The organism is Methylophilus sp. 13 (genome assembly GCF_015354335.1).
Classification (GTDB): domain Bacteria; phylum Pseudomonadota; class Gammaproteobacteria; order Burkholderiales; family Methylophilaceae; genus Methylophilus; species Methylophilus glucosoxydans.
This window is the reverse complement of the sequence record NZ_JADKYR010000002.1, coordinates 567015-585924: the sequence shown is the minus strand read 5'-3', so window position 1 is coordinate 585924 and position 18910 is coordinate 567015. Positions and strand designations below refer to the sequence as shown.

The following is an 18910-nucleotide window of genomic DNA, read 5'->3' as shown; positions in this document are numbered from 1 at the left end:
ACGGCCATGAAACTCATGACCGTTTTTATCAACACCCCCTCGCCAGTTCGAGGATTAGAAGCATTTTTCTTCCTGGCAGCCATCATCTTTGGTGCCTAACTGGGTCAGTAAATCTACCATTTTCTGGTTATTTTCTTCTCTGAAGTAACGAATCAACGAAACATCGCCTTTGAGTTTCTTGTTTACATCTGCGCCTGCAGAGGCCAGATATTTCATGGTTTCAGTATCGCCAATAAATGCGGCCATATGAAACGCGGTATTGCGGCTGGCCGGATGCACATAGTTCAGATCCGCCCCTTTGGAAACCAGGTATTTCACCACATCCAGCTTGCCTTTGGATGCGGACATTTGCAGGGGTTCCCAGGCAAAGAACTTCTGGTTGACCAATGAAGGGTCAGCTTCGACAAACTTTTTCACGACTTTGATATTGCCACCCGTCAGCGCCTCGGTAAACTCCATATATTCATCATCGGTCAATGCAAACGCTTGCAAGGCAAATGACAGTGAACACAAGGCCAGTAAAAACTTAATTGATTTCATAATCTCTCCAAACACCTGATTTTCATTTTTTAAAAATAACCACTTTTTGGGCCTCGTGAAGTCGCCGGTAAGGGCCGGTCGACTCCGCTTAACCTACAAACTTGCGTGCGTTTCTGAACATGCGCATCCAGGGACCATCTTCCTGCCAGCCATCTGGCCGCCAGGAATGCTGTACCGCTCTAAACACACGTTCAGGATGTGGCATCATGATGCTGAAACGACCATCTTGCGTAGTAAACCCGGTCAAGCCCTGAGGCGAACCATTCGGGTTAAACGGGTAAACTTCGGTCGCTTGCGCAACATGGTCCACATAACGCACGGTTGCCAGTTGCTGTTGTAGCACACTTGTGACCGCGCCCGCATCAGTAAATTCCGTAAACCCTTCGCCATGTGCCACAGCAATCGGCATGCGGCTGCCTGCCATGCCGTCAAAGAAGATAGACGGCGAGGCCAGAATCTCGACCAGGGCAACGCGTGCTTCAAACTGTTCGGACTTGTTGCGCACAAAGTGCGGCCAGTGCGCGGCGCCTGGAATAATGCTGTGCAGGTTACTCATCATCTGGCAACCATTACAGACGCCCAGTGCAAAGGTGTCTGCACGGTTAAAGAAGGCGCTAAATTCATCGCGTGCACGCGCGTTGAACAGGATGGACTTGGCCCAGCCTTCGCCTGCACCAAGTACGTCCCCATAAGAGAAGCCGCCGCAAGCCACCAAGCCTGCGAAATCCTTGAGTGCCACACGGCCGCTGATGATGTCGCTCATATGCACATCGACGCTGTTAAAACCTGCGCGGTCAAACGCAGCCGCCATTTCGGTTTGGCCGTTGACACCTTGCTCACGCAAAATCGCCATGTTGGGGCGTTTGCCGGTGTTGATATACGGTGCTGCAATATTGTCATTGAGGTCAAAAGTCAGCTGCGCATGCAAGCCGGCATCGTCGGCATTCAGGATGCGGTCATATTCCTGCTGGGCACAGACCGGGTTATCACGCAGGCTCTGCATGCGGTAAGTGGTTTCAGACCACATGCGGTGCAGGTCGATGCGTGATGCCTGGTAGCGTGCCTGTTTAAGCGCGATGACAATGTCCTGGCCGGCAGTGACGTGGCCGATGGCGTGCACACAGTCACCCAACTGCTGTTGCAATTGCTGGACGATGGTTGCCGTATCGCTGGCACGCACTTGCAGTACTGCCCCCAATTCTTCGTTAAACAGCAGGGCAATGTTGTCGCCAGCCAGGGCGCTGAGGTCAAGATTGAGGCCACAATGACCGGCAAACGCCATTTCTGCCAGTGTGACAAACAGGCCACCATCTGAGCGGTCATGATAAGCCAGTAGTTTGCCTTCGTGATTCAGTTGCTGGATCGCGGCAAAAAATGCTTTCAGTTGTGCTGGTTGGTCGACATCGGGCACGCTGTTGCCTAACTGTTGATAGACTTGAGCCAAAGCCGAGCCGCCCATGCGGTTTTTGCCATTGCCCAGGTCGATCAGGATCAGCTGACTGTCGCCGAGATCAGTGCGCAGTTGCGGCGTCAGGGTTTTACGCACATCTGGCGTGTTGGCAAAGGCAGAGATTACCAGTGAGATGGGGGCTGTGACTGCTTTGTTTTTACCTTGATCTTGCCAGACCGTTTTCATACTCATGGAGTCTTTGCCGACCGGGATGCTGATGCCGAGCGCCGGACATAATTCCATGCCCACGGTTTTCACGGTGGCATACAGCGCGGCATCTTCACCGGCATGACCGGCAGGTGCCATCCAGTTAGCGGACAGTTTGAGGTTGCCAATGTCACTGATTGCGGCGGCGGCAATGTTGGTGATGGCTTCACCAATGGCCATGCGGCCGGAAGCCGGTGCGTCGATCAGCGCTAAGGGCGCCTTTTCACCGATGGCAAATGCTTCGCCGATATTGGTTTCAAACCCGGCACAGGTCACCGCCACGTTGCTGACGGGCACTTGCCACGGGCCGACCATTTGGTCGCGGGCGATGAGGCCGGTCACGCTACGGTCACCAATGGTAATCAGGAAGGTTTTATCTGCCACACCTGGTAAGCGCAGTACACGTGACACGGCATCATGCAATACCACGTTGCCGGTATCAAACGCTGGCAGCGTCTTATTCACGGATTTGACATCACGCAGCATTTTTGGGGGTTTGCCCAGCAGAACAGACAGATCCATATCCACCGGCTTGTTGTCAAAATGACGGTCTTCCACCGTCAGATGACGTTCTTCCGTGGTGACGCCGACGACGGCAAACGGACAACGTTCGCGTTCACAAATTGCTTCAAATAAGGGCAACTGGTCTTGCGTAACGGCGAGAACATAGCGCTCTTGCGCTTCGTTGCTCCACAGTTCGCGCGGACTCATGCCAGGCTCTTCATTATGTACATCACGCAACTGGAACACGGCGCCGACTTTGGCATCATTGACCAACTCAGGGAAGGCGTTGGAAATACCACCGGCACCCACGTCGTGTATGCTCAAAATCGGGTTGTTATCGCCCATTTGCCAGCAACGATCAATCACCTCTTGCGCACGGCGTTGCAACTCCGGGTTGCCGCGTTGCACAGAGTCAAAGTCCAGATTTTCCGTGTTGGCGCCAGTATCCATACTAGAGGCCGCGCCGCCGCCAAGGCCAATCAACATGGCCGGGCCGCCCAGCTGAATCAGGGCTGAGCCAGGGGGAATGCTGTTTTTATGGCTGTGGCTGTCAGAGATATTGCCGACCCCACCCGCCAGCATGATCGGTTTGTGATAGCCACGCATTTCGCGCTTGCCATCGGCAGTAGGCGTTTCGAGTTCAAAGGTACGGAAGTAACCGGCAATATTGGGGCGGCCAAATTCGTTGTTATAAGCGGCCCCGCCTAAAGGACCGTCTATCATGATTTGCAACGGGCTAGCGATACGGCCAGGTTTGCCGTAATTGGTTTCCCAAGGCTGTTTAAAGTCAGGCAGGTTCAAGTTAGAGACCGAGAAGCCGGTCAAGCCTGCTTTCGGCTTAGAGCCTATGCCGGTGGCACCTTCATCACGGATTTCACCGCCTGCCCCAGTCGCAGCCCCGGCAAAGGGTGAAATGGCAGTGGGGTGGTTATGCGTTTCCACCTTCATCAGATAATGCATGTCGTCTTCGACAAACTGGTAGCTGTGATCGGCTGCCGGATAAAAACGCTTGGTTTTCTGGCCTTGTACAATTGAGCTGTTGTCAGAGTAGGCAACCACGGTGTTGCCAGGATTGAGTTTGTGCGTGTTGCGGATCATGTTGAACAGCGACAGCTCTTGCTGTACGCCATCAATCACCCAGTCGGCATTGAAAATCTTGTGGCGACAATGCTCGGAGTTGGCTTGGGCAAACATCATGAGTTCGACATCGGTCGGGTTGCGGCCCATTTTGCGGTAGTTTTCCAGCAGGTAGTCCACCTCATCTGGCGACAGGGCTAAGCCCATCTCGCTGTTGGCCGCCTCAAGCGCCGCTTTGCCGCCAGCTAAAATATCCACACTGGATAAAGGTTTAGGATCGGCATGGTGGTAGAGTTTTTCTGCATCCGCCAGCTGGTAGACCACCGTTTCTGTCATGCGGTCCTGGATGGCGGTGCGCAAGGCTTGCTTCTCGGCTTCGGTCAAGGCTTGGCCGTTCGCAGTTGTCACGTAATAGGCAATGCCGCGCTCCAGACGCAGCAGATGACCCAGGCCACAGTTATGTGCAATATCCGTCGCGCGTGAGGCCCAGGGCGAAATCGTGCCTATCCTCGGAATCACCAGCAGCAACTCGCCTGTCGGGGACTCGATATCCGTGTGCGGACCGTAAGTCAGAATCTGGCGCAGGGTGTCTTGCTCGCTCACGCTCAAGGCGGACTCGCTAAACGCAAAGTGCACGAATTCGGTGTAAATATGGGCGATATTCGGTGCGCTGGCTTTGAGGGCGCGATACAGTTTATCGAGACGGAATTGAGAGAGGGCGGCGCTGCCGCGCAGGCTAAGGAATTGCGCTTGACTAGACATGGGGCGGTTGGATTTTTCAATGAAAATTCAAACCGCCATTTTAACAGAAAGCGCGTCTGATATCGAATGCGCCAAAGCGCCTGCCCAAATAAAAACAGCAACCATGCGGTTGCTGTTTGACTGACTGCGGGGACGATAAAAAATTAGTCTTTGCCGATTTCGTAGACTTCTTCTTCGGTTTCACCAATTTTGCCGGTCACTGCGTCGACTTCGACTTCAATTTCCTTGCCGTTGGCTTGCTTTATATCAAACTCATAGACAGGGTTGCCGTTTTCCAGCTCATATTCGATGCTTTCCACGTCACCTGGATATTTGTCCAGCGCAGTTTTCTTGGCTTGTTCCATCGTCACTTTGGCTTTGGATTTGAATTCGTCGCTGTTAGGGTCAACATCCACTTCTTCTTCAAATACCTTGCCAGTTTTGGCTTCACATTCTACTTCCCATTCTTTGCCGTCTGTGCCGACAATGTCGAACTCATAAATGGCACCACGGCCTTTTTCAATCTCGGCTTCCAGTGAGACGACTTTGCCCGGACGTTTGGCCAATGCGGCTTTCATGCATTTTTCCATCGGGCCATTATGGCTGTGGTTGTTAGCCTGTGCAGACAAGCTGAATAAAGCGGCAACGGCTGCAATCACTAAAGACTTGTTCATGGGTAGAGTCTCCTTATTTTTAAGTGGAAGATTCACTTTAACATAGATTATATTTTCCTGTTTCTGTTTGAAATCAAGAAATTTCAATAGCCAAGTGCACGAGCCGTTTGGTAAAAGGCAAAGCTGACCAGCCAGGCCAGCATCAGGGACCACGCCAAAGACAGCCACATAAAACCGCTGCTTTTACTTTCGGATTTAAGTGTGGCGATGGTCGACAGGCAGGGCGTATAAATCAGTGTAAACAGCATAAAGCTCATGCCTTGTACCCAGTCGATATTGCTGGCAATTTGTTGGCTGAGCGCATCCCCTTGCAGGCCATAAATCACGGCCAGCGAGCCGACCACGATTTCCTTGGCAACAAAACCAAAAATCAGGGCAATCGCCAGTTGGGTGTCAATGCCAATGGGGTCCAGCACGGGCGCGAAAAAGCGGCCTATGCTCCCGGCCCAGGTTTCAGGGCTGGCTGGCGTGGCAGAAAAAGGTAAATGCGTGAGTAGCCAGACCAGCACCACCCCAATCACAATAAATTTGGTGGCACGTGCCAGAAAATGTTTCACCTCTTGCCAGCCGCGCATCCAGATTTGTTGCGGGGTAGGGAAGCGATAAGGCGGCAGCTCAAGCACAAAGGGCTCGCGGCTTTGAAAGCTGCGTTTGAACAGGACCGCCGTGATAAAAATGGTGGCAAAACTGACCAGATACAGCGAAAACAAGACCAGTGCGGCTTGTGACGGCGGGAACAGAATGGCGATGATAAATAAAAATACCTGTAGTCTGGCTGAGCACAGTGACAGCGGTATCGTCAGCATGGTCAGTAAACGCATGGGGCGGCTGCGCATGACGCGAGTGCCCATGAGTGCGGGCACATTGCAGCCAAACCCCATCAGCATCATGACAAAGCCGCGGCCATCCAGCCCCATTTTGGCCATCAGCGTATCCATCAGAAAAGCCGCGCGTGAGAGATAGCCGCTGTCTTCCACCATGCTCATGACCAGGAAAAATAGCACAATGATGGGTACAAAAGCGGCCACCGTACTAAACCCGGTATACAAGCCGTCCAGCAACAGTCCGTTTAGCCAGCCCGGCAAGAAGGCCAAAGCTGGTTCCAGCGCCTGGCTACGCAGCGTGTCAAACAGCCAGCCCATGCCTTCTTGCAAAGGTGCGCCTACACTGAAAATAAACTGGAACAGCAAAAATACGGACAGCAAAAACAGCGGCAGCCCGAACCAGGGATGGAGCAGAACCTTATCGAGACGGTCGGTGAGTGTGTGGTTCAGTTGAATAGGAAACTGCACGCTCTGATCGATTATGTGGTGCATTTCCTGCTCAATGGCATTCTCGAGTTCGAGCTTGCGGGCAATACTGTCAGGCGAGGTCAGATTAGGGTGCTGCAGCATGGTCTCTGCCGCCAGCTGTAGCGCTTCCGGGCAGCCTTGCCCGTACTTGGCGCTAATGGTACGCACAGGCATGCCTAACTGCTTGCTCATGGCCTGGGTGTTGATGGTGATGCCGGCCCGTTTGGCCTCATCCTCCATATTGAGCAACAGGACTGCAGGCAAGCCCAAGGCACGGATTTGCAAGGCGAGTGAAAGCTGGCGGTCGATTTGCGCACTGTTGAGGATAATCAGCACCAGATCAATCTGGTGATGGCTCAGGAAATGCCTGACCACGTGTTCATCATCAGAAAAGCCGTGCAAATCATACAGGCCGGGTAAATCGATCAGCTCGGCAATATGTCCCCCCAGCAGCAGCTTGGCGCTCATCAGGTCGACCGTGATGCCAGGCCAGTTGCCGACGCGCGCAGACGCACCACTCAGGCGGTTAAACAGGGTGGATTTGCCGGTATTCGGCATCCCAAGTAAGGCGACACGTTTCATACGGCAGGGGAGTCTAACAGGTCAACGGGGTGTAAATGAATGGCACTGGCATCGTGCAGGCGGATGATCACATCCGTGGAGCCGATACGGACATGTAACGGCCCATTAAACGAGGCCTGTCTGATCACCTCTATGCGCTTACCGCTACGAAATCCAAGGGCATTCAGGCGTTGGGCCAATGCTTGCTCTGCATGAATGCGGTCTACGATGGCAGTCTGCCCTGGTTTCAGTGCGTCTAGATGCATGGTTGCGTTCAAATGAGAATAATTCTTGATTGTAGCTTAGAATGACAATGAAGGAAATTGTTCATTCGATCTTTTCTCAAGTTGCGCGCTCAATCGCGGTATCCATCACAGCCAACAAAAAAGCCAGCAACGGCTGGCTTTTTGCAGGCTCAAAACGAATCCGGCTTATTTTTTCTCAAGGCCGCTCACGTCAATTTTGGCTTTGTCTTTGAGGCTCAACATGTATTTTTCGAGCTTACGTTGTTGAATGGTACGCTCAATACCTTCCTGAACTTTATCATAGGCCGGTGCTTGCAGTGCACGGGTGTCTACCAGCTTGATCACATGCCAGCCAAACTGTGACTGCACTGGCTCAGGTGTGGTTTCACCTTTTTTCAGGGCAACCAAGGCTTCAGCAAAAGGCTTGACCATGCCAGCTGGTGAGAACCAGCCCAGATCGCCCCCTTTGTCTTTGGAGCCTGGGTCCAAAGATTTTTCCTTGGCCACTTTGGCAAAGTCAGTCCCTTTTTTCAGGTCAGCAATAATGGCTTTGGCTTCGGCTTCTGTTTTCACCAAGATGTGGCGGGCGTTGTACTCTTTGTCACCCAGTTCTTTTTTGTATTGCTCGTAAGCTTCTTTTTTCTCGGCATCGGTCACAGGATTTTTCTTGATGAAATCTCCCAGGAAAGCATTCACTAGTAACTTGCGACGAGCCAATTCTTCACTGACCACAAAGTCAGGCAATTTATCAATACCGGCTTTTTGCGCTTCCTGATAGGCCAACTCAGAGCCAACCAGTTCATTCACCACGGCTGCTTTCATGCCATCGTTGGCTTTTTGGCCTGTACGCGCTTCAGCATCCTTGAGGATAAACTCTACCCAGGATTTCTTGATCGGTTTGCCATTGACGGTGGCTACCGCGTCGGCATCCGCCGCATACACATGTGGCATTGCGCTTAAGCAAGCAATTGCCAACAATACTTTCAAAAATTTCATGCAATATCCTTAAAATAACGTTTTGAATTAGGTGCGATATTAAAAAACAGGATTGTTTCAAATAAATGACTCATCGGTCGATAAGGCCGTAATACTGAGCGCGTGGATGCGATGAGGCATTAAATCTTGCAAACATTGATATACCATGCGATGGCGCATTATCTGTGATTTTCCTGAAAATAGCGAGCTTTTTACCGTGATGGTAAAGTGTCCGCCGCCAGTATTTCCTGCATGTCCGCGGTGCAAATCACTGTCATCCTGAATCTCGATGTGTTCCGGTGTCAGGCTCTGCAGGCGCTGCTCTATTTCAGCGCGCAGCATCACGGCAAAGTCTTTCTAAACGGTTTGACGGTCACTTGGCCATAGACGCCTGCATGCACAAACGGATCGTCATTGGCCCAGTCTGTGGCCGCCTGCAATGAGTCAAATTCAGCGACAATCAGGCTGCCACTAAAGCCTGCTTCACCAGGGTCTACGCTGTCTATGGCTGGCAACGGGCCTGCTAAAACCAGGCGGCCCTCGTTTTGCAATTGTTGCAATCTGGCCAGATGCGGCGGGCGATGCTGCAGCCGCAATGGCAAGCTGTTCGTGGTGTCCTGTGCGTAAATCATGTAAAGCATGGTGGCGTTCTTTCGCTGCGGCAGTCGATAAAGTCTGGCTAAACGTTTAGTCAGGCGGGCGGCTGATTTTGTTCAACCCAATGCGCTCTTAGCGCAAAGACTTGCACGATCATAAAGATAAACATAAGGCTGGTGGCCCCAAACAACTTGAAGTTGACCCAGTCGTCTTCGCTGTAGTGAAAGGCAACGTAGAGGTTCAATATGCCCATGCCGATTAAAAAGGCAATCCAGTAGAGGTTTAGCTTGTCCCAGGTGGCGGCAGGCGGCGTCATCATTTTGCCCAGCATGCGCTCAATCAGGTTGCGTTTGAAGGCATAGCGGCTGAAAAGCAGGGCCAGTGCCCCAATCCAATAGATTGCGGTCGGCTTCCACATGATGTAGGTTTTGTCATGTAACAACAAGGTAATGCCGCCGAGAACGGTAATCACCGCACCATTGATGGCCAGCATCTTGTCTATTTTGCCGCGTTTGAGCCAGATCACGCCGATCAGCAAGAGCGTACTAATCATGGCGACCGCAGTGGCTGCAAAGATGCCTGCTTTTTTATAAGCGATAAAGAACAGGATGACGGGGAGTAAATCGGTGATGATTTGCATGCTTGGCTTCAGTACACTGAATTCTTGCTATCTGTGAGGGCACTATTTTGCTATGATTCTTGTCATAAAGTAAAGTTTATATGTAGACAATCCTGTCCCCGCACAACAGCGTAGTCTCTCTCTGTCAATATGTCCGTTCCGATAGATTTGCATTGCCACTCCACGCTCTCAGATGGCCTGCTCTCGCCTGAGGAGTTGGTTGCACACGCCGCAAGCAAAGGTGTGCGAGTGCTGGCGCTGACGGACCATGACGAAGTCGGCGGCCTGGCGCGCGCACGGATTGCCGCTGAGCAGCATGGCATTACACTGGTGAATGGTGTCGAAATCTCGGTGACCTGGAAAAAACGCACCTTGCATATCGTCGGCTTGCGCATTGATGCGAGCGACCCGCAATTAATCACCACCTTTCAGCAGGTGCATGCGGCACGGGATGTCCGTGCCCGGCAAATGGCCGAAGGCCTGGCCAAGGCTGGTGTTGCTGGCGCCTACGAAGGTGCGAAGCAAATTGCGGGCAATAGTGTAATGACACGCAGTCATTTTGCCCAGTTTATTGTCAAGCAAGGGCATTCTAAAAACATCAAGTCTGTCTTTAAAAAATATATGGTCAAAGGCAAGCCAGGGTTCGTCAACCATGAGTGGATGAGTCTGGAACAAGCAGTGACCTTGATTCGCCAGGCTGGCGGTGTCGCCGTGCTGGCACACCCTGGCCGTTATGACCTGGGCTTCGTCAATATGCATTTGCTATTGCACGAGTTCAGGGGCTACGGCGGACAGGCCATAGAAGTCGTGACTGGTAGCCATCAGCCGCCGCAGTTCGATCAGTTCGCAAAACTGGCCCATCGCTTTGACTTGAAGGCATCTCAAGGCTCTGACTATCATGGCCCAGGACTTTCGTTCATGGAAATGGGCCGCTTGCCCGCCTTACCGGCCAATTGTGTCCCCCTCTGGCAGGATTGGCCAGAGGCCAGTCTGCTGCAGTAGTGCTTTATGGCCCAGTACTTTATTATTCATGCGCAAAACCCGCAGGCGCGGTTGATTCAACAAGCGGTACAGCTGTTGAAGCAGGGCGGTATTCTGGCTTGTCCGACTGACTCCAGTTATGCCTTGGTGTGCCTGATGGAGTTCAAGGACGCGCAAACACGCATCCGCCGGTTGCGTGGTGTGGATGATGATCACCCCTTTACGCTGATCTGCCGTGATCTAGCCGAGATTGGCACCTATGCCAAAGTGAACAATAGCCAGTTTCGGCTACTTAAAGCCTTGACCCCAGGCGCTTATACCTTTTTGCTTGAGGCTAGCAGAGAAGTGCCGCGCCGCCTGCATCACCCCAAACGCAGCACCATCGGTTTGCGCGTGCCCAAGCATATTGTGACGCAAACCTTGCTGGAAGCGCTGGATTCGCCCATGCTGAGCATGACCTTGCAATTACCCGGTGACGAGGCGCCCCTCTCGGTCGGATGGGAGATTCGGGAAGCGCTGGAACACCAGATTGATGCTGTGATTGACAGTGATATCGTGCACGTGGGGCCCACCACGGTGCTGGATTTGACCGAAGATCCGCCGTCGCTGGTTCGGGCAGGTGTCGCGCCCTGGCCTTAATGTTGTCTGAAAGCTATTTGCATGGAAGAACTGACCGTTGTACAAAAAATTGCTGCCTACGCACTGCCTATCCTGTTTGCGATTACTGTGCATGAAGCTGCCCATGGTTACGCCGCCAAATATTTTGGCGACTTGACCGCCGAGCGCATGGGCAGGATTACGCTTAATCCCTTCAAACATATTGACCCTATCGGCACCATTTTATTGCCCGCCATCAGCATTATATTTGGCGGTATCCTGTTTGGCTGGGCAAAACCGGTCCCAGTGAATTTTGGCCAGTTACGCCGTCCCAAGCAGGATATGCTATGGGTGGCCCTGGCCGGCCCCGCGTCCAATTTTGTCATGGCATTGCTTTGGGGCTTGGTGTTGGCGAGAGTGGGACAATTTCCAGACGCTGCCCAGGCATATGTGTCACAAATGAGTCTTGCGGGTGTACAGATCAATCTGGTGTTGCTGGTGCTTAACCTGTTTCCACTGCCACCGCTGGACGGTGGCCGCATTGCAGTGAGCTTGTTACCGATGTCCGCGGCGATCAAATTTGCCCAGCTTGAGCGTTACGGCATGCTGATACTGATTGCACTCCTGTTTACCGGTATTTTGGGGATAGTGCTGTCGCCGGTGCTGCGCTTTTTTCAGCATTTGCTCACTGTGTTGGTGTTCTAACGGCGAGCCCAACTTGGTTGATTCGTTGCGGCTTGAGCCGCTGCCTCTGCCTTTCAATCCTGAGTTAAATCAGGTATTGATCATTAATCTTGGCTATATTTTTAAGCCACAGTGGACTCAGAGGACACAATAACCAAATCGACTCGCTTCGGGAGTAAATTCAACGTTTCAGCCGTCATGACACCGCTCACATTAATGCTTGATCGCCTCTAGCGTTAGCTTGGTTGGTACCAAAGCGCGCTCTGCTTTTGCGGCCACTGGCGGTGCGAGGGCGATGCGATCCTGGCTCAGGCCTGCGGCCAGCAATTGCTGCTGAATTGCGTTTGCCCGTGATTTTGCTAAGGCCTGTAAGTCCGCTTCTGAAACCGGGATACTGGTCGTCAAGGTCTCTTGTGCCTGTTCATAAAATCCGGCCGGTGTTTTTTCCAGCTTTGAAGCAAGCCGCTTTAGCAGGCCTTTGTTGGTTAAGCGGTCATGCAAGGCCTTGAGCGCAGATTGCACTTTGGGGTTGTTGAGGTCTATCGGTCCCGGTGTCTGGTCTGCCTTCAGTACGATGCCCATTTCCGCAGCCACTTGCTTACGCAGGCTGCTTTCCTGCAGGGCGCGTGTATCTGCAGCGATATCGTAAGCCGGCACCACGCCCAGCTTCAATTGCTGCCGTTTGTTAAGCGCGCTGCTCACTGCCTGCAGTTTTTCCTGCTCAGGCGGGGATAAAGCCGCCGTACCGGGATCAAACAGAATGGCCTCCAGCTTTTCACTGCTGCCAAACAGCTTACCCAAGGCGCTAAATGGCGCTGTCACGATTTTGGTCAGAATGTTGGTAAAGGCTTTCCAGACAATCCCGCCTATGCTGAACTTGGGGTCATCCAGGCTGCCACTGACTGGCAGGTCGAGGTCAATGACGCCATTGCTGTCTTCAAGAATGGCAATCGCCAGATCCAGGGGGAGGTTGGCGGCATCCTTGCTGTCTACGCGCTCGCCCAAGGTCAGTTTGTGAATAACGAATTTGTTTTCTCCAGCCAGCTTGCGCTGCTTGATCTTGTATTCGAGATCGACAGACAGCTTGCCTGAGGTGATCTTGCGCCCGGCAAATTTGCCGGAATAGGGGGTTAGCCGGTTCATTTCCAGATTAGTGAACGCCAGTTTAAGGTCGGTAAATTCGCCGGTGTTAAATGGCTGCAAGCTGCCACGGATGCGGGCAGCGCCATAGTCATCCACCTTGCCATCCATCTCTACCTGGGCTGTGGAAGCCGGGTTGCTCGAAATGCCGTTAATCACCCCGCCCAGATTGTTAATATGCGTGCCAAATGGCTGCGGCAATGACAAGTCGGCAAAGTCCAGTTCGGCATTGTTGATCCGCACACTGTCTATATTGACCGGAAAATCACTCTGTTTACTTGCGTTTGCCGCCGCGGTTGCTGCGCTTGTACTGGTCGATGTTGTTGCATTGCTTGCAGGCGGATGGTCAGAAGCGGGCACAGTACGCATGAGCTTGCTTACGTTCAGGCTGCGATCGGCAGCAATCATAAACTTGGTCTGCGGTTGGCTCACACTCAAGGTGTCGATTTGCAATTTGTTCGGTGCCACTGATAGCGATACACCGTCTGCCTGTAAGGTTTGCCAGCGCAAGAATGGTTGCTGGCTTTCTTCCTCAATAATCGAGAGCTGGTTGACGGTGAAGCCGCCATCAAAGCGGGTTGAGCCTTGCGTGGATTGTTGTAACCTGCCTTCTAAACCGACTGCGCCATCTTCCAGTTTGAGTAAGGTGACTTGTGCTAGGTAGGGCGCAAAGGGTTTTAAAGATAACTGACTCAGCTGTGTTTGCAGGTCTGCTTTAAAAGGGGCCGCCGCGATCTTGCCTTGCAGGTTCAATTGACCGCCTTGTTTGACCTTGAAACCAGCCTTGACCGGAAGCCAGCGTGTTAGATTCTGGGTCAAGTCAGTCAGCGAGAGTTGACCATCGGTCACATCCAGGATCATGGGGCTTGAGGTCGATTGATCCTCAATATGCACCTCAGCCTGCTGCAAGGCTAGCTGTTTGAGACTATAGGTCCATGCAGTTTTCTGCGTTGTCGCGGTGGGTGAAGTCGCCGTATTCTTGTGGGCTTCTGCCGGGGGTGTTGCGAGCAGGGTTTGCCAGTTCAAGCGCTGGTCGGCCTGGCGAATCACCGAGGTTTTCAGACCGCTTAACTGGATCGCCGCGACCTCAGCTTTTTGTTGCGCCAGCGCCAGATGTACTTTGCCTACCGATAGCTTGCCGAGTTGTGCTAGCGTTTGTTTATCCGATTGCAGCGCGAGTTGGCTGGCATCCAGTTGCATGTTACTGAGCGTCAGGTCTTCAGCATGATCCAAGGCCAATTGCAGATTCATGTCGCCTACCGTTGCCTGCAGCGGTTTGGCGAACTGGTGGCTGGTATAGGTCAGGTGCCAGTGCGCGAGGGCTATTTCGTCAATGCTCAAATGGAACGGCTTGCTTTCAGTTGTTTGAGCTGTTTGCTCGGCTGTGGGTTGGGTGGTTGACGTATTTTTTGCGACGGCTGGTTCGAAGCTCTGTTGCCAATCCAGCAAGCCAGAGGCCAGCTGCGTGGCGGATAATTGTCCCTGATTGAGATGGACGAGCCCGATCTTCGCACGACGGTCAGCCAGGTTGAAACTGGCGTGTTCCAGCGCCAGTTCGGGCAGGCTGAGCAAGGTTTGCTGGCCATGCTGTACCTGCGCCTGTTGCAGATGAACATCCAGATTTTCAAACTGAAGCTGTGCTTGTTTATCCAGCGTGAAACTGAGACTGGGCAGTGACAGCTGGCTGCTGGCCATTGAGACGGCCGCTTGCGGCTTTTGTAGCTTGAGCTGATTCAGGGTCATGTCGATATCATGACCCTGCAGGCTGAGTTGCGCAGCAGGGAGTAGCGTCAGCTGTTTGGTGGTAACCGTGAATGAGGCCCAGGTAAGTTTGTCCGCTGGCGCCATTGTCGCCCCCAAGTCCTCAATGCGTAGCTGGACATCACTGAGCTGCAGCTTTGGTTGTTGCTGATGCATGGAAAATGCATAGTTCAACTGACCAGAAAAAGCCCCGGTCTCAACTTTAACGGGCAGCGCCGCTGTGTTGACCCACTGCATCACCTTGGCAATTTGTAACGCCTCAATCGACAGTTGCCCTTGCGATGCGAGGGGATTGACGCCGAAGTTACCTTTCCACTTCACGGTGCCGCCCTGATAGGGCAGTTTTGCCGCGATCAGGTAGTCGCCGCGGTCTTGGGGCAGGGTAGAAAAGCCTTCAAGTTCAAAATCCAGCGGCTTGAGGGAGGCGCGCAAAGGCTGGTCGTGCTGTGCATCCAGGTATTCAATATTGCCCTGGCTCATGATAATTTTTTCAATAATGACTCGGGGCAGGTCCTGATCTGGCGGCGAGGGATTTTCATTGAGTTTGGCGATCAGGTCTGCCCAGTTGAGTTTACCTTGTTTGGAGACCATCACATTCACATGTGGGCCTGTCAACTGGATCTGCTTGAGTTTCCATGCCCATTTAAACAGCCCGCTGGCGTCAAGATCGACTACCAGTCGGTCAAACGCAGCCAGGGGCGCGCCTTGCTGATCAGTGAGTGAGAGTTTTTCGATGGTGGTGGTCAGGCTGAAGGGGGCAAACGTGACCTTGTCGACGCTAGCTTTGCTGGCCAGCTGTGTTTCGGCAACCCAGGGCAACAACCATTTGGCCAGCGGGTTCACAGCCAGCCAGGCAAACAGCAGGTAGAAAACCACCAGTCCGGCGACGATCCTCAACGGTACTGATAATGCGATTTGCGCCAGTCGGCCCGAATGAGGCAGGCGAAAACGAGAAGAATAGGAACGCAAGCGATTGAGCATAGGCGATAATTTAGCAGAATTTAAATGTTTATAGCGTGATCGCAGCTTGCCTGGGCAAATCTTGAGCCAAATCAGAGGGCTGGTGAGGTGAAGGTGACATGGTCATCTGTTTTCATGTATGCTTAAGTCATCTCGTTATACAGGATGCTGTTTTCAGCAGTAAATATGGCTTCGGAGCCGGATAAGTTATCTCATAAACCCTCTCTTTTAGAACGATTAAGTCATTTTCTGTTGCGTGAGCCAGAAGATCGAGAGCAGCTTGTTGAATTGCTGCATGGCGCTTATGAAAACCACCTGATGGATGGCGATTCACTGGCCATGATCGAAGGTGTTTTGCAAGTCAGTGAAATGCAAGTGCGCGACATCATGATTCCGCGCTCGCAAATGGATGTGATTGATATCGCTCAACCGCCAGACAGTTTCCTGCCGTTTGTCATTGAAACGGCACACTCCCGCTTCCCCGTGATTGAAGACAACAAGAATGATGTGATCGGCATCCTGCTGGCCAAAGACCTGCTTCGTTACTATGCAAATGAGTCGTTTGAACTGCGCGACATGTTGCGTCCGGCCGTGTTTATCCCCGAATCCAAGCGCCTGAATGTATTGCTCAAGGAGTTTCGCAGCAACCGCAATCATATTGCCATTGTGGTGGATGAGTACGGCGGTGTGGCGGGCATGGTGACCATTGAAGACGTGCTGGAGCAGATTGTTGGGGATATTGAAGACGAATATGATGATGACGAAGGCGAGGGCAATATTATCCAGCAGGCGCCGGGTAAATACCGTGTCAAAGCCTTGACTGAAATCCCTGAGTTTAATGAAGCCATTGGCACCACGTTTAGTGACGAAGAGTTTTCAACCGTGGGTGGGCTGGTGGTCAACTATTTTGGTCATTTACCCAAGCGCGGCGAGCATATCCGCATCCAAAACCTGAGTGTGACTGTGGTGCATGCTGACAGCCGTCGTGTACATGTGTTATTGGTAGAGCTATTGCCAGAAGAAGCCTATCCTATTGAGTCGGTCTAGACCACAGCGCCGCCGCCAGCCTATGCGTAGCGGCTGCAAATGGAACCTAATGATCGTTTTGATTGCCTGAGTGTTTGAACATAAGGAGAGTGATGATGAGAGCACAAACTTGGTTGCACGGGGTGTTGGCAGTTGGATTGTTATCAGTGAGCAGTGCATTATGGGCAGGGGCGACGCCGGGGACCGTTACGACGGGAGCGATTCCAGAAGACGAGCAGGCCTTTGTGGATAAAGTCGGCAAGATGAGCCGGACCGAATTGATTGCATTGCTGGGCGAACCTGCCCGCGCAGAAGATGTGAAACTCAAGGACAGTGGACGGGTGGTTGCCTCCATCTGGCATTATCACAACATCAACAAGGATGCGAAGGGAGCTTACTACCCAACGACCGAGCTGGATATTGTGGAAGACCAGGTCAGCGTGGTGGTGTTTTTGAATAATGATGGGTCTGACGCCAGCAGTGGTCAAACCTACGAAGTGCCCAATCCCAATCCGGCAGGCATTTAATTCTTTATTGCGGGATCAAACACAAAGGGCGCTCAGGCGCCCTTTGTGTTTTTAACCCCGATAACCCTGATTTAATTGATTATTTTTTCAGGCTATCACGGATTTCGCGCAGTAGCACAATATCTTCCGGGGTCGGCGCAGGTGCGGCAGGGGCCGGTTCATCCGCGGTTTTCAGGCGGTTCATGAATTTCACCATCTGGAAAATAATAAATGCCAGGATAATAAAGTTGAGCACGATGGTCAGAAAGTTGCCGTAGGCCAGCACTGCCCCCAGTTTTTTGGCTTCTGCCAATGCCAGGTCAGCCGATTGGCCGTTAAGGGGCACATATAAATTGCTGAAATCAAAGCCGCCAAAAATCTTGCCGACCACGGGCATGATGACATCATCTACCAGTGAGGCCACAATTTTGCCAAAGGCCCCACCAATAATGACACCGACTGCCAGGTCCATGACATTGCCTTTAAGGGCGAACTGCTTGAATTCTGAAATGACGCTCATGACTTCTCCCACCATTGTTTTTAAAGATTAAGATTGTAAAGGACACTTTTATAAATTCAAGTCGCAAAGCAAGACGAGGTGCGATTAAAGAAGGAGATGCAGTCTCTGGTTGCGAGGGCAGGAAATTTTTTTTATAAACAACACCGTATGACGATGTTAGTGGTTTCAAGAGGCCCTGCGTGAAACGCAGGCTCGCAAACTGAGTTTATAGAAGTGCCCTAAAGCGACTATAGGCAATGAGGGATGTGCTTGTCAATGCTTGGGTTAAACGCCAGGTGATGGGCCGCTGGTGCGAGAGGCCTGTGATATATTGCCGGAATTGTGTTTTTGTTGGATGAATGATTGATGCAAGTGTGTCACAGTGTGCGCGAGTTACGCGCCTTTTTAGCCCGTCATCCGCAAGCAAGGGTGGGCTTTGTCCCGACGATGGGCAATTTGCATGCAGGACATTGCCAATTAGTGACGCAGGCCAAGCAGCTCGCGGAGATTGTTGTGGTGAGTATCTTTGTCAATCCCTTGCAGTTTGGGGTGAACGAAGATTTTGGCAACTATCCACGCACCTTGGCGGCCGACTGTGAACAGTTGGAAGCGGTAGGGGCGGACGTGGTATTTGCGCCTACCGTCACTGAAATGTACCCGGATTTTGATGGGCAGGATTTGCGGCAAGCCGTTGTGATACAACCGCCCGCACTGGCCAATGAATTATGCGGGGCCAGCCGGCCCGGGCATTTTGTCGGCGTGGCAACGGTGGTCGCCAAGCTGTTTAATATGGTGCAGCCGCAGGTGGCCGTGTTCGGCAAAAAAGATTACCAGCAATTGATGGTGATCCGCGCGCTGGTGCGGCAACTCAATTTTAACGTCGAGATTGTGGCGGGCGAGACTGTGCGCGAGCCTTCTGGCCTGGCCATGAGTTCTCGCAATGGCTATCTTTCTGCCACAGAAAAAACACAGGCAGCGCAACTTTATCAGCAACTGCAGCGCATTAAACAGGCGTTGCTGGCAGGCCAGCGGGATTATGCAAGCTTGTGTGCACAGGCGGTGGCTGGGTTAAACCAGCAAGGCTGGCAGGTCGATTATGTAGACATTCGCAGGCAAACAGACCTGACCTTGCCCGATGCGAATGACCAGGCTTGGGTGGTTCTGGCGGCTGCCAGGCTTGGTGGGACGCGCCTGATTGATAATTGCGAAGTGAGTCTGTAGGCCAAATGCGCCGCTTCTAACCATAAATTTATTTTGCGCTAAGCCCTTGATAA

The 18910-nt window shown here is 52.4% G+C and carries 17 protein-coding genes; 6 read left to right on the top strand and 11 right to left on the bottom strand.

The genetic code is table 11. From position 1 onward, the window contains the following. Positions 1–54: 54 nt before the first annotated feature. The 9 genes from INP77_RS07045 to INP77_RS07005 all read right to left on the bottom strand — a co-directional run bounded on the left by INP77_RS07045 (position 55) and on the right by INP77_RS07005 (position 9503). A complete protein-coding gene (locus INP77_RS07045) occupies positions 55–540 on the bottom strand; it encodes an ankyrin repeat domain-containing protein (RefSeq protein ID WP_194748297.1) in 486 nt (161 codons plus the stop codon). Between the two features lie 88 nt (positions 541–628). Next, a complete protein-coding gene (purL, locus tag INP77_RS07040; RefSeq protein WP_194748296.1) occupies positions 629–4540 on the bottom strand; it encodes a phosphoribosylformylglycinamidine synthase in 3912 nt (1303 codons plus the stop codon). Between the two features lie 143 nt (positions 4541–4683). Then, positions 4684–5193, bottom strand: coding sequence for a PepSY domain-containing protein (locus INP77_RS07035; RefSeq protein ID WP_194748295.1), 510 nt, complete (start codon positions 5191–5193; stop codon positions 4684–4686). Between the two features lie 83 nt (positions 5194–5276). Continuing rightward, positions 5277–7067, bottom strand: coding sequence for a ferrous iron transport protein B (feoB, locus tag INP77_RS07030; protein WP_194748294.1), 1791 nt, complete (start codon positions 7065–7067; stop codon positions 5277–5279). Continuing rightward, on the bottom strand, positions 7064–7312 hold the full coding sequence (locus tag INP77_RS07025; protein ID WP_194748293.1) for a FeoA family protein: 249 nt from the start codon (positions 7310–7312) through the stop codon (positions 7064–7066). Before INP77_RS07025 ends, feoB begins: the two co-directional genes overlap by 4 nt. 165 nt (positions 7313–7477) lie before the next feature. Then, a complete protein-coding gene (locus tag INP77_RS07020) occupies positions 7478–8287 on the bottom strand; it encodes a peptidylprolyl isomerase (RefSeq protein WP_194748292.1) in 810 nt (269 codons plus the stop codon). A gap of 57 nt (positions 8288–8344) precedes the next feature. Next, positions 8345–8608 (bottom strand): BolA family transcriptional regulator, encoded by a 264-nt coding sequence (locus INP77_RS07015; protein ID WP_194748291.1) that lies wholly within the window; start codon positions 8606–8608, stop codon positions 8345–8347. Continuing rightward, positions 8608–8907, bottom strand: coding sequence for a YciI family protein (locus INP77_RS07010; RefSeq protein WP_194748290.1), 300 nt, complete (start codon positions 8905–8907; stop codon positions 8608–8610). The genes INP77_RS07015 and INP77_RS07010 overlap by 1 nt, the downstream gene beginning before the upstream one ends. Before the next feature lie 50 nt (positions 8908–8957). Beyond that, on the bottom strand, positions 8958–9503 hold the full coding sequence (locus INP77_RS07005; protein WP_194748289.1) for a septation protein A: 546 nt from the start codon (positions 9501–9503) through the stop codon (positions 8958–8960). Between the two features lie 129 nt (positions 9504–9632). Between INP77_RS07005 and INP77_RS07000 the strand changes: the two genes are divergently transcribed. From INP77_RS07000 to INP77_RS06990, 3 genes are read left to right on the top strand one after another with little or no spacing between them, the layout of a single operon-like run. Further along, on the top strand, positions 9633–10484 hold the full coding sequence (locus INP77_RS07000) for a PHP domain-containing protein (RefSeq protein ID WP_194748288.1): 852 nt from the start codon (positions 9633–9635) through the stop codon (positions 10482–10484). Between the two features lie 6 nt (positions 10485–10490). Further along, positions 10491–11102, top strand: a complete 612-nt coding sequence (locus tag INP77_RS06995; protein ID WP_194748287.1) for an L-threonylcarbamoyladenylate synthase — start codon at positions 10491–10493, stop codon at positions 11100–11102. Positions 11103–11123: 21 nt separating this feature from the next. Further along, positions 11124–11765 (top strand): site-2 protease family protein, encoded by a 642-nt coding sequence (locus INP77_RS06990; protein ID WP_194748286.1) that lies wholly within the window; start codon positions 11124–11126, stop codon positions 11763–11765. 192 nt (positions 11766–11957) lie between these two features. Here INP77_RS06990 and INP77_RS06985 read toward each other — a convergent pair whose 3' ends face one another. Then, positions 11958–15542, bottom strand: a complete 3585-nt coding sequence (locus INP77_RS06985; protein ID WP_228518769.1) for a DUF748 domain-containing protein — start codon at positions 15540–15542, stop codon at positions 11958–11960. A gap of 249 nt (positions 15543–15791) precedes the next feature. Between INP77_RS06985 and INP77_RS06980 the strand changes: the two genes are divergently transcribed. Continuing rightward, positions 15792–16652: an HlyC/CorC family transporter gene (locus INP77_RS06980; RefSeq protein WP_194748284.1), complete on the top strand. Its 861-nt coding sequence runs from the start codon at positions 15792–15794 to the stop codon at positions 16650–16652. Positions 16653–16744: 92 nt separating this feature from the next. After that, positions 16745–17158 (top strand): hypothetical protein, encoded by a 414-nt coding sequence (locus INP77_RS06975; RefSeq protein ID WP_228518768.1) that lies wholly within the window; start codon positions 16745–16747, stop codon positions 17156–17158. Positions 17159–17237: 79 nt separating this feature from the next. On the opposite strand, the gene mscL is transcribed toward INP77_RS06975, so the two are convergent. Further along, complete coding sequence (gene mscL / locus INP77_RS06970) at positions 17238–17657, bottom strand: large conductance mechanosensitive channel protein MscL (protein ID WP_194748283.1); 420 nt, start codon at positions 17655–17657, stop codon at positions 17238–17240. Positions 17658–18002: 345 nt separating this feature from the next. On the opposite strand from mscL, the gene panC reads away from it, so the two are divergent. Then, the gene (gene panC, locus INP77_RS06965) at positions 18003–18857 is read left to right on the top strand and encodes a pantoate--beta-alanine ligase (RefSeq protein ID WP_194748282.1); all 855 of its coding nucleotides are present in this window, start codon (positions 18003–18005) and stop codon (positions 18855–18857) included. The last annotated feature ends 53 nt before the right edge of the window (positions 18858–18910 follow it).